This is a genomic window from Rhodococcus daqingensis (assembly GCF_042665615.1).
Classification (GTDB): Bacteria; Actinomycetota; Actinomycetes; order Mycobacteriales; family Mycobacteriaceae; genus Rhodococcus_G; species Rhodococcus_G daqingensis.
The window spans coordinates 261,364-285,082 of record NZ_JBHTCS010000001.1; the positions used below are offsets into that span (position 1 = coordinate 261,364).

Sequence of the window (23,719 nt, forward strand, 5' to 3'; positions counted from 1 at the left end):
GTGGCAGTCTTGACGTGATGTCGTCGTCGTGGCGATCGCGAGCGGCAGGGACGGAGCGCACATGGGGCTCATCTGCATCGACCTGTTCACCACGCTCGACGGCGTCGCGCAGGCGCCTGGCGGGCCGGGCGAGGACGCCGACGGCGGGTTCGCGTTCGGCGGCTGGCAGGCCCCCCTCATCGACGAGGTCGTCGGCGAGCAGATCGACTCCGGGATGGCGGGGATGGACGCGCTGCTGCTCGGGCGCCGCACCTACGACATATTCGCCGCGTACTGGCCGAAGGCGGACGGGAGCATCGCGGAGTTGTTCAACCGCCTCCCGAAATACGTGGCATCGCGCCAGGCTCGCAACCTCGAGTGGGCCAACTCGACGCTGCTCGGTCCGGATGTCTCCTCAGCGGTCCGCGAGCTGCGCGGCCGGCACGCGGAGGTCCACGTCATCGGCAGCCTCGACTTCGTGCAGACCCTGTTCGCGCAGCGGCTCTTCGATCGGCTCACGCTCTGGGTGTACCCGATCCTCCTCGGCGGTGGGAAGAAGGTCTTCGCCGACGGGGTGGTTCCGACGAACCTCAGACTCGTCGAGCCGGTCGTCTCCTCACCGAAGGGCGCGGTGCAGCTGCGCTACGTGCTCGCCGACGGGACGCCAGGTGTCGGCGACATGTCGGCCGGCGCCCCCTCGGGCTAGCTGACGAACGGCTCGAGCGCGGGGCCTACGTCAGATTGGCTGGCATGTCGCGTTCCGGAAGCCCCCAGACATGCCCGCATTCGGAGGGTTCCACTACCTGACTGTCCCATTAGGCCGGCCTAGCTCGTGGCCGGGTCAGGATTGTCGGTCGGGGTTGCGGCCGGCAAGGCCTAGCAGCGCTTCGAGTGCGGTTGCGTCGGTGCGGGTCTCGATGATCGGCCCGTACAGGCCCTCGCGGCTTTCGAGCATGTCGGGTGTCGACATTGCGGCGGCGAAGCCCATGCAGATCGCGACGTCGTGGTCGGTCGCGGTGAAGTCTTGGCCGGTGGCCTGCGCGAGGTCCCATCCGTGTAGGACGAGCTCGTCGAGAACGACGGTCGCGAGCTCAGTCGACGGCATGGTGATGCCGCCAGCCACGGCCTCGCCCCGCCACGCCGACGGCTCGCGCCAGGCCGCGACGAGTGTGTCGAGGTCGTGGCTGAGCTGTTCGCGCCAGTCGTCAGGCAGCGTCGGACCGGTGGGCGACGGCGTGCCTGAGCGCTCGTGACGCGCGGTATGTGTAAACGCTTTGGTCAGCCCGCACACATGCGCGGCGAGGTCACGCACATTCCAGTCGGAACACGGCGTCGGGCCGTCGAGCTGGTCGTCGCGCACGCCCGCCGCGACCCGCCGCATCTCGGCCGCGGCGTCTGCAAGGTCGAAGCCGACTCCGGCTGAGGGAAGCTCGTCCGACGATGTGCCGCCGTCCAAGTACGCGACCAGCCGATCGGCGAGCTCGGCCGGACGGCTTTTCGCCACCAAATGCCCGCCAGGCATAACGTCGGCCTCGACGCCGAGCCTGTCGTGCGCGACCCGCACTTGGAACTCGGCCGGGAACAGCCGATCGTCAGCGCCGACCAAGACGTGGATCGGGACGTCCGGCCACGCCTCGAAGCTGCACGGTTGCCCGAATGGCGTATCGGCCGGCTCACGATCACCCTCGGCCATCTCGGCCTTCACCTCGTCGGGGACGTCATGCAGGAAGACCTCCTCGAGGTCGAACTCGTTCGACCGTCCGGCGGCCTCATTGGCCGCTTGGCGAGCCGCGCCCGAGCCGGTGACCTCGAACCACTCCCCGGGGGATTCGCCCGGGATCGGGATCATCGCGTTGAGCAGCACGATGCGGGCGATGGCGCCGCGCTTGCTGATCATCGGCGGCGTGAAAGCGCCCATCGACTGTGCGACGAGCACGACGTCACGGTGCTCGCCGATCGCGTTGTCAGTGATGGACGCGTACTCAGGCAGACCCAGCGCTGGGTCGTCTCCCTCGATCTCGACCGGGATCGCGGTGTGTCCGCGCGCCTCGAGTTCAGCGGCGACCTCGCGCCAGTAGACCTCCCCGGCACCTCCGGCACCGGGGATCAGGACGAACGTCGCCATGCCCTCTCCTAGGGTGATAGTCCTAACTTAGTACCACGTAGTCGGTCGCCCGGGCGGCGGCTATGCCAACCGTCAGGGGCCCACCTGACGGAGGAATTGGCATTGGACGTCATGGCATCGGCGCGGCCATCATCGCTTCACGACCGAGCTGATCCGACGAAGCTCGACCAGCAGAAGGAAAGGACTCGCCGCCATGTCACTCGCCCGCGTCCACAACTTCTCCATCTCGCTCGACGGCTTCGGCACCGGTGAGGGTCAGAGCCATGACGCGCCGTTCGGCCACGCCGGCGAAGGGCTGCACGAGTGGATGTTCGCCACCCGGTTTTGGCACAAGATGGTCGGCCGGCCCGGCGGGACCAGCGGCCTCGACGACGCCTTCGCGCGGCAGTTCACGCCCGGGATCGGCGCCGAGATCATGGGCGCCGGGAAGTTCGGCCCGCCCGGATGGCACGAGGACCCGGAATGGACGGGGTGGTGGGGGCCCAACCCGCCCTTCCACACACCGACCTTCATCCTCACCCATCACCTGCGCCCGTCGACCGAGATGGAGGGCGGCACGACGTTCCACTTCCTCGACGCCTCGCCTGCCCAGGCGCTCGAGGCAGCCCGCGAGGCCGCGGGCGGCCAGGACGTACGCATCGGCGGGGGTCCCACCGTGATCCGCGACTTCCTTGCCGCCGGGCTCATCGACCACATGCACATCGTGGTGGTCCCGATCCTGCTCGGCCGAGGCGTACGCCTCTGGGACGGACTGGAGGGCATCGAGAAGGACTACGAGGTCGAGGCCACCTCCTCGCCCAGCGGAGTCACGCATGTGACGTTCACCCGTGCGGGTCTGTGAACCACCTCGGTCCGAAATCGGGGCGCGGGGTAGGGCTCGAGACCGCGTTCTATATGTGTCCGTTCCAGGTCACGCGGTCAGGTGTTGATCGAGGCGACGTGAACGGTGGCTTCGTAGCGCACGGCGAGCTTGTCGAACCGGGTGGCCACCGCCCCGCTGTTTGAGCTGGGGGCACCGGCCCGGGACGGGTTCGACTCACCCTGCGGACCGACCACCCGAGCATTCCGGCCTCGACGGAGGTGGTCGTCCCCTGACGTCACGGCGCATGTCGTGACGGCCGTCATCGGACTCTTCTGTGGACGACGTGATGACCGGAGACCGGTCGGAGTCGCACGCTAGACGGCCGCGGCGGCGGGGCACCGAACGCGGACTCCGTCCTACCCACCAACTCGTGCGGGACCTCAGCGTGGGTTGACGAATTTGGAAGCGTCCCGGGTTTGATGCCACCCTCCCCCGGCGATGTCGACAGCATCGAAGCGGTAAGAGACCCGAGGCGGTTCCCGGTTCAGTTGTAACTGATGCGATCCAATGTGCGATGTTCCGAGCAACACCCAATTCAGGAGGTTCGGAATGCGATCCGCGAAGCGACTTGCTGCCAGCGCCGTCATTGCCACCGCAACTGCGGCCAGTGCACTCTTTGGTGGTGGCGTGGCTCAGGCTGACGTGCCGGTGGGGCAGGCCAACTGTCACCTTTACCCCATCTTCAACACCGGCGGGATGGCCAATTGCGAGCTGCCAACCTGGCACCAGGTGAAGCTCACTTGCGTTGCGTGGCCGGTCCCGTTCGTCTACTGGAAGTACGGCCCGGTGCAGTATGGGCAGAACCAGTCTTGGGCCAGTTGCGACTCGCTGAACGCGCTGACGCGAATCGAGGTTATCCAAGCGTAAGTCGTGCTCGGCGAGGCCCTAGGGGCTCTGCCAGCTTGACTGAACGTGACTGGGGATCAACAGCATTCGACCACGCAATGGCGGAATCTGTTGGTGGGACATCGGTTCAGGCTGCGGGCGGGTAGCACTGCCGGTCAGGCCTTAGCCAAGGCACGTATCGAAATGATCGAGCATCGGCACGTTTACGACATCAACGTGTTGGGTTCGCCCACTACGAAGTTCGTGACCGTGGGATCAATCACCCCGGACACCTTCTACGTCCGATCCGGCAGCTTCGATGGCACGATCAGCGTCAACAAGCGAGGAGGTTCGTCGGGAGAACATCGCGATGCCGATGGCGGTGTTCGACCCCGCGCCCCCAAAGTTCAACGACGGCCAGCTCGTTCAGATATCCGATGGCGAGCCGAGTGTGGGTATCGCTCTCGTCAGGCAGCGAACCGTCGAGCCGACCAGTGCCCCTCACGTCCCAACGTGAGGGGCACTGCTCATTGGACGATCCAGCCACTGTCGCGCTTAACCAGTGGCGCAGCCGACGAAGGCGTCGAGTTCGACTACGACGCGCTGCGGTCCGAACTCATCGACCGCCCACACTCATGCAGTACCGTAGTCCGGCGACGTCGCGGCTGGTCTCGACACTGCCGGGGACGCGCCGAAAGCGTTGGCCGTACGCCGAGCGCCTGTTCAATCTCCTCGAGAGGCGGAACCAGCACTCCTCGAGCAGACGTTTTCACGATCCCCGGCACTGACTTTTCGAGTTGCGGTTCATCACTACCGGGGCGACACCGGGCGGTGAACCTCGACAAGGTTCGAGGCCCTAGAAGTCCGATCTCGTGATCTCGACTCAAACCAGATGCTCGTCGCCGATAGTCTGATCTCGCGCCCCGGCCGGTACCGGATTCGGCTGTATGCCACAGGGCGGGCTTCGGGTGTCGAACTGCAAGAGGCAGGTGACGATCTGGTCGAGCGATACCTGATCCAACTGTGGCCGGAGGACCAGGCGAGGCCCACGGCGCCACGGCGCCGAATCGACTGACAACCCAATCGCCGAGCGAAGTGGCATGGTGTACACCGCTCCACACCCCATCCACCCGCGATCCTGCACGCTGGGATTGGTTCCCGGCTGTCGACAGCCACAGCGTGATTGCCGCGAGACCTGCTGTTCCCGACGGGCGTAACTCGGGTTGGACTACCGCGTGCTCTCGACGGAACGATCCGATTCGATGAATCCGTCGGCTACCAATGGCGCCGCCTTGTACAGCTACAACTGACAGCGCACTACACCGAAGTGACCGAAACGCTGGTAGGCATGATCGGGACGGTAGTCGAGGAGCCTGAGGTGGTGAGCAGATGAGTACAGCGGACGCATTGTTGGCTGGCCCACGTGGGCGTCGGATGCTGCTCGCCTACGCGAGGGAGGCCGAACGAGCTCTGCAACCCGAGTTCCACACCGACTCCTTCAATCAAGCGGTGTTCCTGGCGTCGTATCACCTCGAGTCCGGTCGAGAAGGCGCACGCGTGCTGTACGGGCCCGGCGCAGAAGAGGCTCGGCTGACCGTACTCACTGCAGACGATGTGGCACACCGCCTGTCCCAGGTGCCGCTTCCCGAGGTGACGGCGGTTGCACTCCGTTCGGCCCTGGCCGACGCGGTGGACGCGGCGCGCTACTGGCAGGACCCGGACGGTGAAGACATCCTCGTCGACGCCGAGCCTGTGCGGCGTGAGCTTCGACGGGTCGCCGAGCACATCGCACGATCCCCGCATGCGCAGTGGTGGATCACAGCGCTCGCCGCGACCGATCAGTGGTTGGTGGGCTGGAGTGAGGACGGTACGGATCCCGTCGACTTGACTGCCGCAGAGCTGTTGCGTGACTACCGTGATCGCACCGTCGAGGAGGAAGTGCGGGCTGAACACGATCGTCCGGCGGATCCGTCGGCGAACTGGTCCGGCTGGTGGTGGTCGACTCCACCTACACGGTGTTCGACCCGGTCGCTGTTCGATGGGACCCCTGCGGGCTTGTGGTTCGTCGAGGACAGCATGGGATGGGAGCGCGCCAACACGCGACGAGTGAACATCCCCGCCGGCGCTCGCGTGTTCGAGGTCGACGGCGCGCAGGCGTGGGCAGAACTGTGCAGGCAGTTCCCCGTCGAGGTCACCGCACAGAAACGACACGACTGGTACCGCACCACCGGACGATCAGGACGCTGGGTCATCCCCGACTGGCCGCGGCTCACGGAACAATACGAGGGCGTGCATCTCACAGTTGCGGGATACCTGGCCGCAGCGGGGACCGCGATCGACGTCGATGCCGAGACAGCAAGCGTCATCTCGGGATGGGCGCCCGACGAAACCTTCTGGCTCACCGATACCGCCTGGATCGGCGCCGATACCCTCACCTGGGTGCTCGACGACAGTCAGGCGCAGCCCGCATGGGTCGAAGAAACGCACTAGGGACAGCGAACCGCCCGACCGCCACTGGAACTGATCCAAATTTGTGTGATTTCGAGCCCTCCCAAAGTGTGATCACCAACCGGTCAACCTAGTCAATCCGCATGGAGCCCAGTACGGCCCACCATGGGTGAACACCCCTCCATCCATCCATCCATCCATCCCCACCAGATTCCAAGAGGTAGAGGACGTTTCCGTACTCCGGAGCGCCCTTCTTACTCAACGGGCGTCATGTGGGACACCGCGCGGTGTCCCACATCCTTGGCTTTTGAGACGGCCCTCATACCCGCCATCGTGCGACGCCCCGAGGTCCGTCCGCGTCCCGGATCCGTCGGGGTGACCTCTTTGACCCTGGCGGACACGTGCCAAGACTTTCGGCGGTGACCGTCGGGTTCGGTGGTCACATGTTGTTGCCAGGGCTGCCGTCATTGCCTGTTTACCAAGCGGAGCGCGACTGCCACCCTGGAAGGATGGCGACGATCGCTGTGAACGGGGTAGCTCTCTACTACACGCGCGAGGGAACGGGACCCGGTCTCATCCTCGTCCACGGTTCTTGGGGTGATGCGGACAACTGGGCGCCGGTCGTGCCCCTGCTCGCCGAGCAGTGCACCGTCATCGCCTACGACCGGCGAGGGCACAGCCGCAGCGAACGCCCGCCAACCCAGGGCTCGGTTCACGAAGATGTCGCAGATCTCGCCGCGCTGATCGAGGCCCTCGAGCTGGCACCGGTCTTCGTCTGCGGCAACTCCTACGGGGCGCTGATCGCGCTCCGTCTCGCCGATACTCGTTCCGAGCTGGTCCGCGGTATCGCAGTGCACGAGCCGCCCGGGGTGCAGCTGCTGATCGACGACCCGGCGCTCGAACCCCTCGCGGAAACTTTCGGGCAACGTATCGCCCCGGTGCGTGACCTGTTAGAGGTCGGCGAATACACCACCGCGGCGGAGCGGTTCGTCGAAACGATCGCCCTTGGCCCGGGACAGTGGGCGCAACTTCCTCCGTCGGTGCAGCAGACGTTTGTCCGCAACGCCCCGACGTTCCTCGACGAGATCCGCGACCCTGATGCTCTCGCGCTGGACCTTGAGGCGCTGGCGCGCTATACGAAACCTGCGCTGCTCACGCAGGGAGGTCAGAGCCCGCCGATGTTCGCACCGATCCTCGACCGTATCGCGCCGGTGTTGCCGCAGGCCGAACGGCATCGGTACGCCGGGGCTGGGCATCTGCCCCACATGACCCACCCGACCGAATACGCGCAGGTGACGCTGACCCGCGCTATTCGGTGAGGACCTGGGCTCGTGTGCTGCTTCGTGCAGCACTCGGGTCGCAGCTTCGGGCACGCCGTGCAGGGGTACACCGTTAGACGGGCCCTCGTCCCCGGTCTCGTTCGGTCGCCGTCAACTGTCCACCGTCCATGTCGATGTGGTGTCGAACGCGGTCCCGGCCCAGCAACAATCACGGCCACCACACGCGGCAGCCGGGCGGAGTGCACGGGCCCCGACCGCCGCACGCCGGCCGTCGAGTCCGAGGTGCGAGCCGGTGTGCCGCGCGGCGGTGGTGGTCGCTACCGGGCGGAGACCAGCATCGGCTCACGCAGGTCGAAGTAGTCGACCTCGCCCATCAGCGGCCCCTCCTCTTCGAACAGCGAACGCAGGTCGTCGGGGACGGTGATCTTCTCGTGTGCGCGGGCCTCGGACTCGGTGGTGAAGTACACGGCCTCGACGTATCCGCCATCGCCGGCGGCGGCGAACGTGCCGCCGATGATCTCCGGCCGCACCCCGGGCAGCTTGTCGCCGGCCTCGATCATCAGCTCCTGCAACCGGTGCGCGTCGGTGGTGTGGCCCTCCATGATCTGCACGAACCCGGCATCGTCGGAGCCGCCGCCGAGCCAGGTGGTCGCGTCCGGGCAGTCCATGAAGGAGACCGGGCCGTCGAAGCACCGCTCCGTCTCGGTCCACCAGGCGCCCTGCTCGGGACGCTCGCTGTTGCGGCGGGCGGCCTCCTCCGAGTCGAACCGAACTAGCGCGATGAACGTGCCGTCCGCGCGGGTGCCGGAGGTGGACCCGAGGTAGCCGGTGGCCCCCGGTTGCAGCTCCTCGGTCCAGCGGTCCATGCATTCGCGCAGCCGCGGCTGATCCGAAACCTTCCCCTGGATGACTTGGATGAACATCAGATGCCTCCTCCCGCGGGATACATCCCCTCGGCGAGTGCAACGGTGGCTGGCCCGTCGCGGTCAACCGCCGGCGAGCACCGACAGCCCACGGCCGCAGCCACTGCGTACCCAATTTTTCTCCGCCCCACCGCGCGGGGCAAGGGCCCCGGCAGTGCCAGACCCGGGTGGAAGTCGAACGGGCCGTACGCGTCTCGCGGTGGGAACAGGTCGCTGCCGATGACATTTCGAGACGCTGCGACCTGAGCTTTTGGCATTTGTCCTGGTATGGCCGCCGCAATCTGTTCCATCTCCTGGCACTTCTTCAGAACTACCCTCCACCCGATGTGATCGAAGGCGGACCTGCCCCGCACCCGTTGGTCGTCCGCCCCTGTCGGCGGCCGACGGAACGGACGATTCTGGAGGCAGGCACGACACTGCAGGAGGACCTCATGACGCACCAAAACGACCCTCTCGCCCGCGCCCAGCAGACGGCACACGAGTGGCTGAAGGTTGTCGCCGAGCGGCTCGGGACCGAGGATCGCACCTACACCCATCGGGTGCTGCGGGCATGGTTGCATCTGGTTCGCGACCGGCTCACCGTGGACGGCGCGGTACACCTCGCCGCCCAGCTGCCCGAGTTCCTGCGTGGGATCTATTTCGAGGGGTGGGTACCGAGCAGGGTGCCCATCCGCTACGACACCGCCGAGTTCACCACCCTGTTCGCACACGAAGGCGGCATCAGTCCCGCCGACGTCCCCGCCACCGCCGGTGCCATTTCCGCCGGGCTGGGTGTGCTGTTCTCGCCCGGGCAGCTCGACCATGTGTTCGCGCAGATGCCGACCGGCCTCCGCAGCGAACTCGCGGGCGGGGGCCCCACCCCGGTCGCCGCGCCGCGTGATTCCGCCGAGCAGCTGCGGCTGAACGCCCTGGAGGACAGGGTGCACGCGCTGACTGACGCGGTTTCGGCACTGGCCCACGGCTTCGAGGAGCTCCCGACGGAGGAACCGTCCGGTAGCCGGGCGGCACGGGCGGCTCAGGAAGCGCACCGCATCCTGATGGTGGCAGGCACGGCGGAGACGTAGGCCGGCCCGAGAGCGACGCCACGATGCCCAGCCCCGAGAACGGGACCCGATCTTCCCCCGCGGACCTCATCCGTGCCGTGCGGGCAGCCGGTGTCCGGGATGAGCGGGTGCTCGAGGCTCTCCGACGAACCCCGCGGGCAGGGTTCGTCCCGGTCGGCCACGTCGCATCCGCCTACTTTGACGAGCCCCTGCCGATCGGCCACGGCCAGGTGACCACGCAGCCTTCCCTGTCGGCCCGAATGTTGGAAGGTCTCGCCCTGGGCGGAGGCGAACACGTGCTCGAGATCGGCACCGGACTGGGATTTCAGACCGCGTTGCTGGCCCGGATGGCCGCGGACGTGGTGAGCATCGAATGGTGGCCCGACCTGACACGACAAGCGCGGGAGAGCCTTGACCGGCAAGGGATCGGCAACGCGGAACTGTTCGTCGGCGACGGCAGCCGCGGTGTGCCCGGGCGCGCCCCGTACGACGCCGTCATAGTATCGGCCGCCTTCCCCGAAGTCCCGGCCCCATTGGCGGAGCAACTACGAATCGGCGGCCTCCTCGTGCAACCCATCGGGCCCGGGGGAAACGAGGAGGTCGTGCTCTTCCGGCGCACCGCAGACGGGCTGGCACGCCGACAAGTCCTGACGCTGGCCAGGTTCGTCCGCCTGCACGGCCGCTACGGCTTTCCGCTGTAGTTGAGCTCGCACAGCCCGGCATGGCCGGTGCCGGAACCACCGCGGGACAACGGACCAGGCGGACATCACCGAGTCGAAAAGCGCGCTCAGCTCGCACCTGAGGTGATCACCATCCAGCCCGGTCGGCTCCTTCGGGACGTTCGGGGGCGGCCGTGAGGCGGGTCGTCTCGACGGCCTTGTCCGCGACGGCATGAGCGAGGATGTCGAGTTCGCGCCCGATCACGTCGCTGTCGCGGTCGACAAGCCAGCGCAGGACCAGCCCGTCGAGGGCGGAGAGTCCCAGGCGTGCGACGGAGGGGACGGGTTCGGTCCATGCGGTGTCGGTCCGGTGGGCGCACTCATCGAGGAACGCGGTGGCCTCGGCGGCGATGATCCGGTATTGCTCGTCCGCGACGGCACCGGCCAGTGGGGAGCCGGCGGCGCGGTGCCGCAGAGCGTGGGTGGTGATCTCGTAGGTCAGCAGGCGGCGGTTCGGGTTGGCCTCGATCGTCGCCCACGCGCCGGCCAGCCCGGTGCGGATCAGCTCGCACAGACCCTGCCGGCCGGTGACCTGCGGGGTGTCGCGTGCGGCGGCGTAGGTGCGGTGGGCGGACTCGCTCAACTCGGCGATGAGGCGTTCGGCCATGGCGGTGAGCAGCTGTTCCTTGCCCTCGAAGCAGTAGTGCACCACGCCCGTCGACACGCCGGCGGCGGCCGCGACCGCGCGGGTGGTCACCTCGCCGATCCCGCCGCGGTCGGCGAGCTCGAGCGCGCTCTCGAGCAGTTGCGCGCGACGCTCGTCGAGCGGGAGTTTGCTGCTCATCCGCCGACCCTAGGTTCGCGACAACCCGGATGAACCCCGCTCTGTCCACCCCGTGGGAGAGCGTGGGTGATGGGCGCAACGGGCGATCGTCGCGCTGCGAGCGGATTCCCAGCCCGGCCGTCAGCTGTCGGGCGGTCCCAGCGGCGTCGGCAAAGTCCGATCGCCACCCGAGATCCACTCTCGCGCAGGGCGATTACTGAACGGTTGCCCTGTTTACCTGGACGTTTGCGTAGTTGCCGCGCCCCCGGTGGATGCCGTAGATATGGACCACAGGCGCCACCTGTTCGTGATCTACCTCACATCAGAATGTTGGGGGTATGGGTCCACGAAACGGCGTCTCAATCACAGTTCTTCCGGGGGCTGGACTGCGTTGTGGGTCCTGTGGCGGGGAAACGGGAAGGTTCGAGAGTTCATGCTTTTGCCGATGTCACCGGCCGATTCGATGTTTCTGCTCGCCGAGTCGAGTGAGCACCCGATGCACGTGGGAGGCCTGGCGCTGTTCACGCCGCAGGACGGTGCGGACGCGGCCGACGTGCTGGCCACGCTCGAGGAAGCGCTGACCCATGACAGCGTGGCGCCGCTGCTGCGCCGGCAGGCTCGCCGCTCGCTCACCTCGCTGGGCCAGTGGGGCTGGGAATCCGACGCCGAGGTCGACCTCGACTATCACGTCCGCCGCGACGCCCTGCCCGCGCCGGGCGGGATCACCGAACTGCTCGATCTGGTCGCCCGCCTGCACGCCGGGCTGCTCGACCGCGACCGCCCACTATGGGAAATGCACCTGATCGAGGGCCTCTCGGACGGCCGCCTCGCGGTATACATGAAGGTCCACCACGCCCTCGCCGACGGCGTAGCCGCGATGAAGCTGCTGCGCAGCACCCTGAGCGAGGACCCCGGGCGGCGGGGAATGCCCGCCCCATGGGAGCCGCCGATGCGCGAGCGGCGCCTTGCCGCGGCCGGCGACCCGGCCTCCGACCCGGCGCCCGGCGGACTGAACCCGCTCGACCTGCCCTCGGCGGCGCTCCGCGTCGCCCGCGGCGTCGTCGGCGAGGTCGTCGGTCTGGTGCCCGCCCTCGCCGGCACCGTCGACCGCGCCCTGCACCAACGTGGCGGAGCGCTCTCGCTCACCGCGCCCCAGTCCATGCTCAACGTGCCGATCGGTGGCGCGAGGCGGTTCGCGGCCCGGTCCTGGCCGATCGAGCGGCTGCGCCTGGTCGCCAAGCACGCCGACGCCACCGTCAACGATGTCGTCCTGACGATGTGCTCCGGCGCCCTGCGCGTCTACATGGCAGGCCTCGACGCGCTGCCGGAGAACCCGCTGGTCGCGATGGTGCCGGTCTCGCTGCGCGGCGAACAGGGCGAGAACCGGGCCGGCAACGCGATCGGGACGCTGATGTGCAACCTGGGCACCCACCTGGCCGATCCCGTCCGGCGGCTCGAAACGGTGCGCGCCTGCATGCGTGAGGGCAAGGACGCGATGCGCACCAGGAGCCGGGCACAGGTCCTGGCGATGAGCGCCCTCGGCGCCGCCCCGCTGGGGCTGGGCATGTTCGGGCTCGGCGGGCCGATCCGGCCGCCGAACGTGATGATCTCCAACGTGCCCGGCCCCGCGACGCCTCTGTACTGGAACGGCGCCCGCCTCAGCGCGCTCTATCCGCTGTCGATCCCCGTCGACGGGCAGGCCCTGAACATCACCTGCACCAGCACCGACGACGAGATCGCGTTCGGGCTGACCGGCTGCCGACGCAGCGTTCCCGACCTCGAGCCAATGCTCGGCCACCTCGACGACGCACTCGGCGCCCTCGAGCAGGCGGTCGGCCTCTAGGACAGGCCGACCGCTGGATTCCCCCAGCACATACGGCATGACCCCGGACCATCGGAAGGACAACGCATGCACGACCCCGATCGCAACACCCCTCCCGCGGCGGCTGCCCGGTTCCGGACGACGTCGGCGATCGCGCTCGGCTCCGGAGTGCCCGCCTCCGCGCCGGCCCTGATACTGACCGGATCGATCGCGCTGTGCGCGCTGATCGCGGTCCTCACCGTCGCCTGCGTGGGCCTCGCCGCCCTCATGATCTGACGAAAACGAAACCACCCAGACCACGACACAGGATTCACGACTCGACGAATAGGACGACCACGCATGCAGGCACCGACGACGGCGGCGACAGCCCGGCCCACCCCGCGGGGCGCGGCGATGAGCACCGAGGAGATCAAGGCCCACCTCGAGGCCATGTTCGCCCGCGACGAGACCGACGCGACCGACCGGAGGTCGGCATGAACTCCAACGTGGCACAACTGCTGCTCCTGCTGGCCGCCGGCATCGGCGGCACCTCCGCCCTGCAGGCAGCCCTACGGCGTCATTCCGGCGACCGCCGGTCGTTCCGCGTCGGGAGGCATCTGATGCGGCCAGACGGATAAGCCAGTGCGCCCACCGCCACGAATCCCGGTCCACGCACAGATCCCGCGCGTACCGTTGCCGTGGCAGGCGAAACCAGCAGGCCCAGGGGGAAAAGACGATGACGCGGATCACCCACATCCGGCGGACCGAGGCCACCGACGACGACGGACACATCACCATCCCCGCCCACGTCGACGGCCACCCCGGTTCACTCACCCTCACCGAACACGACGCCGTCGAACTCTTCCGTGCCCTCGCGGCCATCTACAACGGACACCAATCGCAGCATCCCGACCCTCGACAGCGAACGGAACGCCGCGGTCCCCACCGACCTTGGTCCACAGGTTGATCAATCGTCCCGGGCACGACCCCCAACCGCGCTGACGCCGCGACGGGCAGCCGCGGCAGACCCGCCGGCGGGGCCGCACCCGACCAACCTCGGAGGTGCGCCGCGTGCCGAATACCCCTCACCCAGCACGAGCCAGATCCGGGCGTCGACCACACCCCACCACCCAAGCACAGAACGCCGTGATCTGGCCCGACCCCAGTCCCCTGGACTCGTGGTGGGCCGCCATCGTCTTCCCAGGCCAACCGCCGGCCCCCGCGACGACGATCAGACCCTCGCCCCGACCTGCACCACAGCAACGGGCCCGCACCGGACAGCAGCTCCACCGCACCGGATAGCGGCCTCGACCACGGCGTTCCAGATCCCGGTCACGTTCCTCTCGGGTTGCGGGGTCGGGTCCGCAGTCCGTAGAAGCTAGTGATCGTCGAAGGCTGCGCGCACATGGACTTCTACGACATCCCGAAGTACGTCGAGCGGGACGTCGCGGAGGCCACACCGTTCGAGGAAACCTCACCGACGTCGACGGGCAGAGCCAGCCGCTCTCGCTTCCTGGTGTCGACACGCGAGGCTGAGAATGAACTGCCAGGCGACGGCACCGTTCTAGCCTGAAGACTCGGTCGGTACCCAAGCGAGAGGATGCCCATCATGGCACTGCCCACCTTGACCCCCGAACAGCGCGCCGCGGCCCTGGAGAAGGCGGCCGCGTCCCGAAAAGCCCGTTCGGAACTTCGCGAGGGTCTCAAGTCGGGGAAGCTCACCTTCACCGACATCCTGGACAGAGCAGAGTCCGACGAGCTCGTCGGTAAGACGAAGGTGCTCTACCTCCTCGAGTCGCTGCCGAACATCGGCAAGATCAAAGCTCGCGACATCACCGAGTCGGTCGGGATCGCGGAGACGCGGCGCGTATCCGGCCTCGGTGCGCGTCAGCGCGCTGACCTGCTCGCGAAACTAGGCTGACCGCAACACCACTCGCACCATGGGTGCGCACCGGCAAGCCTCATTGCCGGTGCGCACCAACAGCTCGCAATGCCCGGCGGTGCTCAGCAGCTCGTCGGCCAAACGGGACTGCCCCCGTTTTGGTTGACATCTGATCTGCGTTACTCAGGCCACTGAGCTGCTGGTCTGGGCGATGAGGTGTTCGACGAGCGTTATCAGTACGGACTTGCACGATTCGCGATCACGAGCGTCGCAAAGCACGACGGGGGTTTTGGTGTCGAGGTCGAGCGCCTCGCGAACCTCGTCGGTTGTGTAGGCCTGGGCGCTGTCAAAGCAGTTCACCGCGACCGTGAACGAGACACCGCGGCGTTCGAAGTAGTCGATGGCGGCGAACGAGTTCTCCAGCCGACGGGTGTCTGCGAGAACGACGGCGCCGAGGGCCCCGCGCACCAGTTCGTCCCAAAGGAACCAAAAACGGTCCTGCCCGGGCGTGCCGAACAGGTACAGAACCAAGCTTTCATCGAGGGTGATACGACCGAAGTCCAGGGCCACGGTGGTCGTGGTCTTACCCTCCACGCCCGACAAATCGTCGATGCCGGTGGACAACTCGGTGATCATTTCCTCGGTACGCAGTGGTGTGATCTCGCTGACGGAGGACACCATCGTGGTCTTACCGACTCCGAAGCCGCCGGCTACGAGGATCTTGACCGAGGCAGCCAGGTCGGCTGAGGACGCATTGTCATGCATAGTTGTCTACAGCTTTCGGATTCCATCGAGTACTGCTTGCAGAATGTTCACGTCGCCGATCCCGGCAATGTCGTTGTAGGAGTCGCTGGTGGCGGGAGCCCGGAAGTTCAGCATTCCTTCGGTGATCAGATCACCGACCAGGATCTTGGTCACCGCCAGAGGCAGTTTCAGGTGCGCCGAGACCTCGGCCACCGACTGCACGGTAGAGCACAACTGAACGATCTCCGCGTACTCCGTTTCGCTGTGCTGCTGCCGCGGAGTGGGGGACACGGTCACTACCAGCGTGAGCATGTCGAGATCGTGTCCCGCGCCCATCGTGCGGCCCCGAGTGACAGCGTAGGGGCGGACCAGAGGACCGGCCGCATCGTCGAACCACGGTTGGCCTATACGTGTCACGGCAACCTACGCTCCACGCTCGGCCACACCGTTACGAGGATGGGCGGACAGATAGGTACCGACACGCTGCACAGTCAGGTTCATTTCGTACGCGACCATACCCAGATTCGCGGTGTCGACGGCTTGCAATGCGATACACGCGTTGCTTCCGGCCGCCGTCACGAACAGCACCGCCTTCTCGAGTTCGATGACGGCCTGGCGAACGCTGCCGCCTTGAAAGCGCTGTCCCGCGCTGCGTGCCAGCCCGTACAGAGTGGCCGACATGGCGCCGAAGTGCTCGGCGTCCTCCCGGCTCATGGACGTGGATCGGCCCAGCAGCAGCCCATCGGTGGAAAGCACGACTGCGTAGCGAACCCCGGCAAGACGATTGACCAGATCGTCGAGAAGCCAGTTCAGATCACCTGAGTTAGAAGTCGTCACCGTCACCTTCCTTCACCTTCCATTTCGTCCCCGGTTGTGCTCCCGGGAGTGGGTTCCGAATGCCGAGCCTGCTGGGTACCGTACGCGATGGCGGACATCAGATCTCGCGCTTGCTCCGCCGTTCGTTGCGGCTGCTGCGGTTCCACCTCGAGTTGACGATCGTGCGCCAGCTCCGGCGCCAAGCTGGCCTGCCGACGACGGCGAGGCAGGCTTGGACGAGCGTCACCGCCGTTGTCGGGCAACGACTGTGGGGTGAGGGACTCCGATTCGACAGCGGGAGTCGGCAGCTCGTGCCACGGGGTTTCCACAGGAGGTTCCGTGTACTCGGTGTGTGGCGCGTCATCGATGTGCTCGAGGTGCGCCCACGCCCGCGGCGGGGCCACCGACTGCGCTGGCTGTTCGGTGGGCGGAACTGGAGTCGGGGGTGCCAGTGTCGCGACACCTACTGCAGCCGAACCTGATTCGGCGGAATCGAGGTCAGGCATCGCGCTGGCCATACGCCTCTCGGGCAGACGTCCGGCGAACCGATCTGGCAGATCGCCGGCCATAGGTGTCGCATCGGCGGCGACCACCGAGTTCGGCACCAGCACGATGGCGCGAATGCCGCCGTACTCGGATTCGGTTAGCTGCACACTGATTCCGTGCCGTGCACCCAGCTGTGAAACGATGAACAAGCCAAGGCGTGACGTCGCCGAGAGCGTATCGACTCCGAAATCCGGTGGATTGCGCAGCATCTCGTTGACGCGGTCAATTTCTTCGACGGACATTCCCATGCCCTGATCGGTGATCTCGATCGCGACCCCCTTGCCGACCACGTTGCCGCTCACTTCGACGCGCGACTGCGGCGGGGAGAACGCCGTCGCGTTGTCGACCAGTTCGGCGAGCAGGTGGATGAGGTCGGCGACCACGTTTCCGACGATGAACACCTGAGGCATGCGGCGGGTGTGCACCCGCGTGTAGTCGAGGCTCTCGCCGACCGCGCTGCGGGCCAGATCGACCAGTGGCACCGGACTCCGCCACTGGCGGCCTGGCTCGCCGCCACCGAGGATGATGAGATTCTCGGCGTTGCGGCGCTCGCGGGTCGCCAGGTGGTCGAGGCGGAAGAACGTCTCCAGCAGGGCGGGATCCTCTTGGCTTTGTTCGGCCTCGTCCAGGACCTCGAGTTGCCGGTGCACCACCATCTGGCTTCGGTGGGCGATGTTGAGGAACACCGCGCGCACGCCCTCGCGGGTGCGGGCCTCGGCGACCGCGGCGGAAACGGCCGCCGTGTGTGCGCGGTTGAAGGCCTTTGCGACCGAGCCGATTTCGTCGTCACCGAAGTCCAGATGCGCGGCTTTGGGATCGATTTTCTCGCCCGCGCCCAGCTTGCGCATGGTTTCGGGCAGTTCGACCTCTGCCAGGTCCAGTGTCTCCTTGCGTAGTCGCGTGAGCCGCCCGATCAGTCGGTTGGCCAGCCACAGCGACAGCAGGAACGCCAGGAGCGCAAGCGCGAGCACAGCGGCACCCGCCCACAGTGAGTTCGCCGCGGTGCGCTTGCCCTCGTCGGCAGCGATCTGGTTCGCATGGTCGTTCAGGCCTTTCCATGCGCCGATCACGTTTTCGGACAGCTGTTCCTGCGCGGTATGCCACTCGTCGAAGGTCATTGGCGGCGACGGGACGACACCACTTTTGTCCGGCTTCGGCGGATTGATGAGGTAGTCCTCCATCGCGGCCACCTGCTGCCAGCTGGGAGAGGTCAGTGCTGCCCGGATCTTCTCGGCTGCTGGATCGGCGCCCAGGTCGGCGGCGAGCTGCGGAAGTGCGCTCCGGTAGAACCCGACCAGATTTCGATAGTCGTTACGCAGTGGACTGCTGCTGAGCTTTCCCTGTAGTTCGGCAGCGGTGAGCGCGGCGGAACGTGACATTCCCTCCATCGCGTGCAGGATGCGCACGCCATTGATGAGTGCGACGCCGACCTGGGCGTTGGGCGCGTTGGAGGTGATGAGGTTGGTGCCGAGCGCAACTGCATCGAGAATGCTGTTGTAGAGGGCGTATGTGTCCTCGATCGGCATTCTTCCTGCATCGATCAGACCGCGAATCTGGGGCAGGCGAGTTCTCAAGGTACTGAATCCACCCGTGTCGGCACCGACGGTGCCCTCCGACACGCTCTGCAGCCTTGATTCGTAGGGAGCCAGTTCCGCGAACGCGGTGTCGAGCCTGTTCCGTGCTGCGCCGAGCGCGGCCGGATCGCTCTGTTCACCGGACAGATGCCACAGCGACAGCATCCGTTCCTGCTCTACCCCGGCAACCACGTCGCGAGCGTGGCTCACGGCCTCTCGGTTCACTGCCGCCCATTGTTCGGACTGTCGACCCTCACGTATCAGGTATCCCGCGGTGCCTACGCCGATTCCGAGCAACGCCAGGCTTGGAACCAATGCGATGGCCAGGATCCGGGCTCGGATCCCGAGGCGCACTTTCAACATCGGGGGAATATAGCTGGCCGAATATCCACCGCGTACTTCGGCCTCGCCACCCCGATCTTTCTTGATTCGGCCGGGCCGCTTGGTGTTTAACCCTATCCTCGGGCGGGCCGACGTGGATTGCAAGGCTAACGAATTTCTCCATTCGTAGTGCTTCTAGAGACACCTGGACGAGCGATCTATATGGTTTCCACGACGTCGCTCGGCGTCGAACAGCACTAGCGGAGAGGATCATCTTGAAGCGTTCAATCATCGTTGCGTTGGCCAGCGCAACCATCGCCCTCGGCACCGTGGCTTCGGCGTCGGCCGCGCCCGTCAACCTCGGAAACCCGGCCGATGTCGCCGATTCCGGCAGCAGCAATTTCTTCCACGCAGCCCCTGGCCAAAACTCCGGATCCACCGACCTCGCGAACGCTGTGGCCCTGGCTCCGTTCGAGGTGCTGTGCAGGCTGCTCACCGGCGAGCCGCTACTAGCCTGTATTCCAGACGATTTGTGACCCCATGGATGGGTTGTGAAGCCCATGCCATAGCGCGCATTCTCGCCGTGTCCGCACAGAACCGACTCCGCGCTGAGTCACCACAATGGTGTCGGTGAACACCCTCCGCCCCTGCCCCACCACCCTGGGGGCAGGGGCGTGACGAGATGCTCGAACCGGACCGGTTCAACGCACTCGCCATCGTTGGCCCTCGTCCCGCGAGTCAGACTGCCCGTCCGCCGACGGGATGGGACAGATCTCGGTCTCCCCTCCCGAATGCGTGATCGTCGGTCAGCCCTATCTGGAACTCTTCCAGATAGGGGTGATCGGGAGCCGTCAAGTGTCGCCCCTGGTGCCCAGCCCAGCCCTGCCGACAGCGATATCCTGGGAACACGCCATCGAGAGGCTGATCGTGCGGATTTCATCGAACGAGTCGCGAACCGGATGAATCGCCCTGGACAATGCCCGACACCGATCCGTTCGAGACCCAGCGCGATGTGACCCCATCCGTCACCTCGGAGCTGAGAGCTGACGGATTCGACAACGCCCGGGAGATCGGGCGTGGTGGTTTCGGTGTCGTGTATCAGTGCACGCAATCCTCGCTCGACCGGACCGTCGCCGTGAAGGTGCTCACCAACGCTCTCTCGAAGGAGAACCGGGAACGATTCATTCGCGAACAGCGCGCAATGGGCCGTCTCACCGGCCACCCGAACATCGTCAATGTCCTTCAGGTCGGGGTCACCGACAGCGGACAACCCTTCATCGTGATGCCGTACCACCCGCAGGGCTCCCTGGACACCCGGATCAGGCAGCACGGCCCGCTACCTGTGGAGGAAGTGCTGCGGCTCGGCGTGAAGCTGGCCGGCGCGTTGGAGGCCGCTCACGGTCAGGGCATCGTCCACCGCGACGTCAAGCCGGCGAACATTCTCCTCACCGATTACGGCGAGCCGGCGCTCACGGACTTCGGGATCGCGCATGTTTCCGGCGGGTTCGAGACCGCCGCTGGAATCGTCACCGGTTCTCCCGCGTTCACTGCGCCCGAGGTTCTCGGCGGCGCGGCCCCGAGTCCCGCCTCGGACATCTACGGACTCGGAGCCACCCTGTTCTGCGCAGTCACCGGCCACGCCGCGTTTGAACGCCGCAGCGGCGAACAGCTGATCGCCCAATTCATCCGTATCACAAAGGATTCCGCCCCGAATTTGCGTGATCACGGCCTCACAGATGATGTCGCCACCGTGATCGAGCAGGCAATGGCCGGCCGCCCCGAGGACCGGCACCCTTCTGCCGCCGCACTGGGCGAATGCCTACGTGAAATCCAACGCAGCCGCGGACGTCCTGCAGACGACATGGCTCTCCATGTGGGTGCCACGCCGGAACCAGAACCGATACCGAATGGCCAGTTTCCACCCACAACTTCTCATCATGAGCGGGGGAACCTCCCCCTGGAACTGTCCAGCTTCGTCGGTCGCAGGCGCGAAGTCACCCAAGCGAAGAATCTGCTGGCATCGTCACGCTTGCTGACATTGGTCGGGATCGGCGGAGTCGGGAAAACACGTCTCGCACTACGACTTGCAACCAGCGTCCACCGCGAGTTCACCGACGGAGCCTGGCTCGTCGAGCTCGACGAAGTTCGCACTCCCTCTCGTTTGATCGAAAAAATGGCCGCAACCCTCGGCTTGCGGGACCAATCCAACCGTCCGCTACGCGAAATTCTGCTCGACGTCCTGTCGTCGCGAGAACTGTTGCTGGTACTGGACAACTGCGAGCAAGTGGTCGACGCCGTCGCCGACCTCGCCGCAGAACTGCTGCAGCACAACCCGAATCTGCGCATCCTCGCCACAAGCCGTGAACCCCTTGCAATATCCGGGGAGGCAGTGCTGCGCGTTCCCCCACTCACCGTCCCCGACCCCGACCGCGAGCCGTCACTGCAGGGTCTGCCTCGTTACGACGCCGTGTCGCTATTCGCCGAACGCGCCACCACCGCGGTACCGACCTTCACGTTGACCGAGGCCAACAAATCCGCGGTGACTCGGATCTGTCACCGGCTGGACGGGTTGCCGCTGCCGATCGAATTGGCGGCAGCGCGGTTGCGCGCAATGTCGCCCGACCAGATCCTGCAGAAACTCGCCGACCGGTACGCGCTGTTGACCCGCGGGAGCCGAGGCGCCCCTTCGCGCCAGCAGACGCTCCGGTTGTGTGTCGACTGGAGCCACGACCTGTGCACCCCGCTCGAACAACTGACGTGGGCACGACTGTCGGTGTTCCCCGGCAGCTTCGATCTGGACGCCGCGGAACACGTGTGTGGGGACACTGTGCCGACCGAGGATCTGCTGGACACAGTGGAATCACTCGTCGACAAGTCGATCCTGGTTCGCGAAGAGCTCAACACGGCGGTCCGCTTCAGACTCCTCGAGACCCTACGCACCTACGGCCGGGAAAAGGCCCAGCAACAGGGCGACTACGAGGATCTGCGTCGTCGGCACCGAGATTGGTTTCGGCAGCTGGCCCGCCGGGCAGAGGACGAGTTCATAGGTCCCCGGCAGGTCGAGTGGATGACGCGGCTCAGCAGTGAGCAGCCGAATCTGCGGGACGCCATGGATTTTTGCCTCGACGCGAACGAGGCCGAAGCCGGTTTGCAGATCGCCATCCCCTTGGCGCAGATGTGGGGGTCACGCGGCCAGCTCACCGAGTCGAGGCGCTGGCTCGACCACATTCTTTCGAGCCAGGGGCATCGCCCCACCACCACCTACATCCGAGCGCTGTACGCCGACTGCCTGATGTCCGAACAGCAGGGCGACCATCAGAGGGGCGCTGCTCTGGTCGAGCAAGCACGCACCCTGGCCGACCAGATCACCGACCCGGTGGCGCACGCGATCGTCGACCACGCGGACGGTCTGGTCGGGATGTTCACCGGTGACCTCACCCGAGCTGCTTCGGGTCTGGGGCGAGCACAGTCATTGTTCCGAAAAACGCAGAACAACCTCGCGCTGCAGATCGAATCCCTGACCATGCTGGGATTGACGTATCAGCTGCTCGACACCGAACCCCACCGGGCGATCGAATGCTACGAGGAAGCTCTCGCGATCACGAAGGCCCACAACGAATCCGTCTATCGGTCCTACATCCTGTGGGCGATGGCTGTCGCGCAATGGCGACTGGGTGCACACGCTCGCGCCGTGGAATTGCTCGGTGATGGATTGCGGCTTTCCCGACTCGTCGACGACCCGGTCGGTTGCGCAAACGGCATCGAGGTATTCGCGTGGATCGCCGGTAGCGGTGACCCGGCCCGTGCCAGCACGCTGATGGGAGCCGCCGACGTGCTGGTTCGCGCCGCCGGGAGCCCTTCGGTGTTCGTTCCCGACCTGCTCGTCTATCACGAAGAGTGCGCGCGGGCCGCCCGTCGAACGCTCACCGAACGCGCCTTCGAGGAGGCCAGGCAGCGCGGCAGCGCCATGGATCTCGCTTCCGCTGTCTCCTATGCACTCGGCGAGAACCCCCCGGCACCGACATCCCCAGGTTCCGCCCGGCTGACGAGACGTGAGCAGCAAGTCGCAGAACTGATCGCCGAGGGCCTCACCAACAAGGACATTGCCGCCCGCCTCGTCATCGCGCAACGCACCGCTCAAGGACATGTCGAACACATACTCAGCAAACTCGGCTTCACCTCACGGGCACAGGTCGCGGCCTGGGTCGTCGACGAAGGACAACCGTCGTAGTCGCGTCGACCTAGGGGAGCAGCTGACTGCGGACCGCTCTGAGGCAGTAGGTCCGCAAGCGGCGGTGGACTTCAGGAGACAGATGGAGTTGATCGCTGCTGTAGAGGTCGAGAACATACCCGAGCCGGGCGTGAAAGCGCGCCGGCGTCAATCCGAAGGTCGGCATCACGTCCTCGACGTCGATTCTCCCGAACGGGTGCCATTTCTCAGCGAAGGCCGTGAGCTCTCGTGCTTCGCGCAGTCGTTGATCACAGCGGCGGTCGGACCACGAGTTCCGCATCTTCTTCCTCTCGTCAGTGCAGCGGCCGTCAGGGAGTCGTTGCTCGTAGGTCCTTGCGGAGGATCTTGCCCGCCGCAGACTTGGGCACGAGATCGATGAACTCGACCCTGCGGACCTTCTTGTGCGGGGACACCCGCTCGGCGACGAACGCGATGACCGCGTCCTCGTCGAGGTCGTCGGCGCCCTGCTGCCGGACGACGAACGCCTTCGGCACCTCCTCACCCTCGTCGTCGAGGACCCCGATGACCGCGGCGTCGGCGATCTGCGGATGCGTCAGCAGCAGCGCCTCCAGCTCGGCCGGCGGCACCTGATAGCCCTTGTACTTGATCAGCTCCTTCAACCGGTCCACGATCGTGACCACGCCCTCGGCGTCGACGGTCGCGATGTCACCGGTGTGCAGGTACCCGTCTGCGTCGAGGGTCTCCGCGGTCGCCTCGTCGTTGCCGAGGTACCCGACCATGATGTTCGGTCCCGTGCACCACAACTCCCCCGGTTCGCTGACCCCCGCGGTCGGGTAGGCGATCTCGTCACCGGTGCCGGGCTGGACGAGCTTGCAT

General features: G+C 66.3%; 25 protein-coding genes. 16 read left to right on the top strand and 9 right to left on the bottom strand.

The features are described from left to right. The first annotated feature begins 61 nt into the window (after positions 1-61). Positions 62-685: a dihydrofolate reductase family protein gene (locus ACFQS9_RS01205; protein WP_378400717.1), complete on the top strand. Its 624-nt coding sequence runs from the start codon at positions 62-64 to the stop codon at positions 683-685. A gap of 135 nt (positions 686-820) precedes the next feature. On the opposite strand, the gene ACFQS9_RS01210 is transcribed toward ACFQS9_RS01205, so the two are convergent. Further along, positions 821-2,104: a TIGR03086 family metal-binding protein gene (locus ACFQS9_RS01210; RefSeq protein ID WP_378400718.1), complete on the bottom strand. Its 1,284-nt coding sequence runs from the start codon at positions 2,102-2,104 to the stop codon at positions 821-823. Between the two features lie 193 nt (positions 2,105-2,297). On the opposite strand from ACFQS9_RS01210, the gene ACFQS9_RS01215 reads away from it, so the two are divergent. Further along, the gene (locus ACFQS9_RS01215; protein WP_378400721.1) at positions 2,298-2,945 is read left to right on the top strand and encodes a dihydrofolate reductase family protein; all 648 of its coding nucleotides are present in this window, start codon (positions 2,298-2,300) and stop codon (positions 2,943-2,945) included. Positions 2,946-3,022: 77 nt separating this feature from the next. On the opposite strand, the gene ACFQS9_RS01220 is transcribed toward ACFQS9_RS01215, so the two are convergent. Further along, positions 3,023-3,160: a hypothetical protein gene (locus ACFQS9_RS01220; protein ID WP_378400723.1), complete on the bottom strand. Its 138-nt coding sequence runs from the start codon at positions 3,158-3,160 to the stop codon at positions 3,023-3,025. A 355-nt stretch (positions 3,161-3,515) separates the two neighbouring features. Between ACFQS9_RS01220 and ACFQS9_RS01225 the strand changes: the two genes are divergently transcribed. The 3 genes from ACFQS9_RS01225 to ACFQS9_RS01235 all read left to right on the top strand — a co-directional run bounded on the left by ACFQS9_RS01225 (position 3,516) and on the right by ACFQS9_RS01235 (position 7,558). Continuing rightward, positions 3,516-3,833 (top strand): hypothetical protein, encoded by a 318-nt coding sequence (locus tag ACFQS9_RS01225; RefSeq protein ID WP_378400725.1) that lies wholly within the window; start codon positions 3,516-3,518, stop codon positions 3,831-3,833. 1,392 nt (positions 3,834-5,225) lie between these two features. Continuing rightward, positions 5,226-6,281, top strand: a complete 1,056-nt coding sequence (locus ACFQS9_RS01230; protein ID WP_378400784.1) for a hypothetical protein — start codon at positions 5,226-5,228, stop codon at positions 6,279-6,281. A 467-nt stretch (positions 6,282-6,748) separates the two neighbouring features. Next, positions 6,749-7,558, top strand: coding sequence for an alpha/beta fold hydrolase (locus ACFQS9_RS01235; protein ID WP_378400727.1), 810 nt, complete (start codon positions 6,749-6,751; stop codon positions 7,556-7,558). A gap of 278 nt (positions 7,559-7,836) precedes the next feature. Here the strand turns inward: ACFQS9_RS01235 and ACFQS9_RS01240 are convergent, their stop codons facing one another. After that, positions 7,837-8,442, bottom strand: a complete 606-nt coding sequence (locus ACFQS9_RS01240; RefSeq protein ID WP_378400729.1) for a hypothetical protein — start codon at positions 8,440-8,442, stop codon at positions 7,837-7,839. A gap of 431 nt (positions 8,443-8,873) precedes the next feature. Between ACFQS9_RS01240 and ACFQS9_RS01245 the strand changes: the two genes are divergently transcribed. Both ACFQS9_RS01245 and ACFQS9_RS01250 read left to right on the top strand, forming a co-directional pair. Further along, positions 8,874-9,506 carry a DUF2267 domain-containing protein gene (locus tag ACFQS9_RS01245; RefSeq protein ID WP_378400731.1) on the top strand — a complete coding sequence of 211 codons (633 nt, stop codon included), beginning with the start codon at positions 8,874-8,876 and terminating at the stop codon, positions 9,504-9,506. 23 nt (positions 9,507-9,529) lie between these two features. Next, on the top strand, positions 9,530-10,186 hold the full coding sequence (locus tag ACFQS9_RS01250) for a protein-L-isoaspartate(D-aspartate) O-methyltransferase (RefSeq protein WP_378400733.1): 657 nt from the start codon (positions 9,530-9,532) through the stop codon (positions 10,184-10,186). Between the two features lie 106 nt (positions 10,187-10,292). Here the strand turns inward: ACFQS9_RS01250 and ACFQS9_RS01255 are convergent, their stop codons facing one another. Continuing rightward, positions 10,293-10,988 (bottom strand): TetR family transcriptional regulator, encoded by a 696-nt coding sequence (locus ACFQS9_RS01255; protein ID WP_378400735.1) that lies wholly within the window; start codon positions 10,986-10,988, stop codon positions 10,293-10,295. Between the two features lie 412 nt (positions 10,989-11,400). Here ACFQS9_RS01255 and ACFQS9_RS01260 point away from each other — a divergent pair, with 412 nt between their 5' ends. The 7 genes from ACFQS9_RS01260 (at position 11,401) to mihF (ending at position 14,689) form a co-directional block, all read left to right on the top strand. Next, positions 11,401-12,810, top strand: coding sequence for a WS/DGAT/MGAT family O-acyltransferase (locus tag ACFQS9_RS01260; RefSeq protein ID WP_378400737.1), 1,410 nt, complete (start codon positions 11,401-11,403; stop codon positions 12,808-12,810). A gap of 66 nt (positions 12,811-12,876) precedes the next feature. Continuing rightward, complete coding sequence (locus tag ACFQS9_RS01265; protein WP_378400739.1) at positions 12,877-13,065, top strand: hypothetical protein; 189 nt, start codon at positions 12,877-12,879, stop codon at positions 13,063-13,065. Between the two features lie 63 nt (positions 13,066-13,128). Next, positions 13,129-13,266 carry a hypothetical protein gene (locus ACFQS9_RS01270; RefSeq protein WP_378400741.1) on the top strand — a complete coding sequence of 46 codons (138 nt, stop codon included), beginning with the start codon at positions 13,129-13,131 and terminating at the stop codon, positions 13,264-13,266. Then, entirely contained in the window at positions 13,263-13,406 is a 144-nt protein-coding gene (locus ACFQS9_RS01275; RefSeq protein ID WP_378400743.1) for a hypothetical protein, read from the top strand. Before ACFQS9_RS01270 ends, ACFQS9_RS01275 begins: the two co-directional genes overlap by 4 nt. Before the next feature lie 98 nt (positions 13,407-13,504). Next, on the top strand, positions 13,505-13,735 hold the full coding sequence (locus tag ACFQS9_RS01280; RefSeq protein ID WP_378400745.1) for a hypothetical protein: 231 nt from the start codon (positions 13,505-13,507) through the stop codon (positions 13,733-13,735). Between the two features lie 438 nt (positions 13,736-14,173). Next, a complete protein-coding gene (locus tag ACFQS9_RS01285) occupies positions 14,174-14,341 on the top strand; it encodes a hypothetical protein (protein WP_378400747.1) in 168 nt (55 codons plus the stop codon). 36 nt (positions 14,342-14,377) lie between these two features. Beyond that, positions 14,378-14,689 (top strand): integration host factor, actinobacterial type, encoded by a 312-nt coding sequence (mihF, locus tag ACFQS9_RS01290; protein WP_072753242.1) that lies wholly within the window; start codon positions 14,378-14,380, stop codon positions 14,687-14,689. 144 nt (positions 14,690-14,833) lie between these two features. On the opposite strand, the gene ACFQS9_RS01295 is transcribed toward mihF, so the two are convergent. Genes ACFQS9_RS01295 through ACFQS9_RS01310 form a run of 4 tightly spaced genes read right to left on the bottom strand, consistent with a single transcriptional unit; the run spans position 14,834 to position 18,693 of the window. Further along, positions 14,834-15,415: a GTP-binding protein gene (locus ACFQS9_RS01295; RefSeq protein WP_378400750.1), complete on the bottom strand. Its 582-nt coding sequence runs from the start codon at positions 15,413-15,415 to the stop codon at positions 14,834-14,836. Positions 15,416-15,421: 6 nt separating this feature from the next. After that, complete coding sequence (locus ACFQS9_RS01300) at positions 15,422-15,811, bottom strand: DUF742 domain-containing protein (protein ID WP_378400752.1); 390 nt, start codon at positions 15,809-15,811, stop codon at positions 15,422-15,424. Positions 15,812-15,817: 6 nt separating this feature from the next. Further along, positions 15,818-16,231: a roadblock/LC7 domain-containing protein gene (locus ACFQS9_RS01305; RefSeq protein WP_378400786.1), complete on the bottom strand. Its 414-nt coding sequence runs from the start codon at positions 16,229-16,231 to the stop codon at positions 15,818-15,820. Positions 16,232-16,233: 2 nt separating this feature from the next. After that, positions 16,234-18,693: a sensor histidine kinase gene (locus ACFQS9_RS01310; RefSeq protein ID WP_378400754.1), complete on the bottom strand. Its 2,460-nt coding sequence runs from the start codon at positions 18,691-18,693 to the stop codon at positions 16,234-16,236. A 233-nt stretch (positions 18,694-18,926) separates the two neighbouring features. On the opposite strand from ACFQS9_RS01310, the gene ACFQS9_RS01315 reads away from it, so the two are divergent. Then, positions 18,927-19,187 carry a hypothetical protein gene (locus ACFQS9_RS01315; RefSeq protein WP_378400756.1) on the top strand — a complete coding sequence of 87 codons (261 nt, stop codon included), beginning with the start codon at positions 18,927-18,929 and terminating at the stop codon, positions 19,185-19,187. A gap of 440 nt (positions 19,188-19,627) precedes the next feature. Beyond that, entirely contained in the window at positions 19,628-22,882 is a 3,255-nt protein-coding gene (locus ACFQS9_RS01320; RefSeq protein WP_378400758.1) for a protein kinase domain-containing protein, read from the top strand. Between the two features lie 308 nt (positions 22,883-23,190). Here the strand turns inward: ACFQS9_RS01320 and ACFQS9_RS01325 are convergent. After that, positions 23,191-23,719, bottom strand: a 529-nt coding sequence (locus tag ACFQS9_RS01325) for an AMP-binding enzyme (protein WP_417715312.1), incomplete at its 5' end; no start/stop codon positions are given.

What these genes read in the sequence shown, in the direction of transcription:
- ACFQS9_RS01260 (WP_378400737.1), top strand. Translation starts at nt 11,401, where the DNA reads ATGCTTTTGCCGATGTCACCGGCCGATTCGATGTTTCTGCTCGCCGAG.
- ACFQS9_RS01235 (WP_378400727.1), top strand. Translation starts at nt 6,749, where the DNA reads ATGGCGACGATCGCTGTGAACGGGGTAGCTCTCTACTACACGCGCGAG.
- ACFQS9_RS01275 (WP_378400743.1), top strand. Translation starts at nt 13,263, where the DNA reads ATGAACTCCAACGTGGCACAACTGCTGCTCCTGCTGGCCGCCGGCATC.
- ACFQS9_RS01210 (WP_378400718.1), bottom strand. Translation starts at nt 2,104, where the DNA reads ATGGCGACGTTCGTCCTGATCCCCGGTGCCGGAGGTGCCGGGGAGGTC.
- ACFQS9_RS01250 (WP_378400733.1), top strand. Translation starts at nt 9,530, where the DNA reads ATGCCCAGCCCCGAGAACGGGACCCGATCTTCCCCCGCGGACCTCATC.
- ACFQS9_RS01255 (WP_378400735.1), bottom strand. Translation starts at nt 10,988, where the DNA reads ATGAGCAGCAAACTCCCGCTCGACGAGCGTCGCGCGCAACTGCTCGAG.
- ACFQS9_RS01285 (WP_378400747.1), top strand. Translation starts at nt 14,174, where the DNA reads ATGGACTTCTACGACATCCCGAAGTACGTCGAGCGGGACGTCGCGGAG.
- ACFQS9_RS01265 (WP_378400739.1), top strand. Translation starts at nt 12,877, where the DNA reads ATGCACGACCCCGATCGCAACACCCCTCCCGCGGCGGCTGCCCGGTTC.
- ACFQS9_RS01230 (WP_378400784.1), top strand. Translation starts at nt 5,226, where the DNA reads ATGCTGCTCGCCTACGCGAGGGAGGCCGAACGAGCTCTGCAACCCGAG.
- ACFQS9_RS01225 (WP_378400725.1), top strand. Translation starts at nt 3,516, where the DNA reads ATGCGATCCGCGAAGCGACTTGCTGCCAGCGCCGTCATTGCCACCGCA.
- ACFQS9_RS01295 (WP_378400750.1), bottom strand. Translation starts at nt 15,415, where the DNA reads ATGCATGACAATGCGTCCTCAGCCGACCTGGCTGCCTCGGTCAAGATC.
- ACFQS9_RS01215 (WP_378400721.1), top strand. Translation starts at nt 2,298, where the DNA reads ATGTCACTCGCCCGCGTCCACAACTTCTCCATCTCGCTCGACGGCTTC.
- ACFQS9_RS01245 (WP_378400731.1), top strand. Translation starts at nt 8,874, where the DNA reads ATGACGCACCAAAACGACCCTCTCGCCCGCGCCCAGCAGACGGCACAC.
- ACFQS9_RS01240 (WP_378400729.1), bottom strand. Translation starts at nt 8,442, where the DNA reads ATGTTCATCCAAGTCATCCAGGGGAAGGTTTCGGATCAGCCGCGGCTG.
- ACFQS9_RS01320 (WP_378400758.1), top strand. Translation starts at nt 19,628, where the DNA reads ATGCCCGACACCGATCCGTTCGAGACCCAGCGCGATGTGACCCCATCC.
- ACFQS9_RS01270 (WP_378400741.1), top strand. Translation starts at nt 13,129, where the DNA reads ATGCAGGCACCGACGACGGCGGCGACAGCCCGGCCCACCCCGCGGGGC.
- ACFQS9_RS01205 (WP_378400717.1), top strand. Translation starts at nt 62, where the DNA reads ATGGGGCTCATCTGCATCGACCTGTTCACCACGCTCGACGGCGTCGCG.
- mihF (WP_072753242.1), top strand. Translation starts at nt 14,378, where the DNA reads ATGGCACTGCCCACCTTGACCCCCGAACAGCGCGCCGCGGCCCTGGAG.
- ACFQS9_RS01280 (WP_378400745.1), top strand. Translation starts at nt 13,505, where the DNA reads ATGACGCGGATCACCCACATCCGGCGGACCGAGGCCACCGACGACGAC.
- ACFQS9_RS01310 (WP_378400754.1), bottom strand. Translation starts at nt 18,693, where the DNA reads ATGTTGAAAGTGCGCCTCGGGATCCGAGCCCGGATCCTGGCCATCGCA.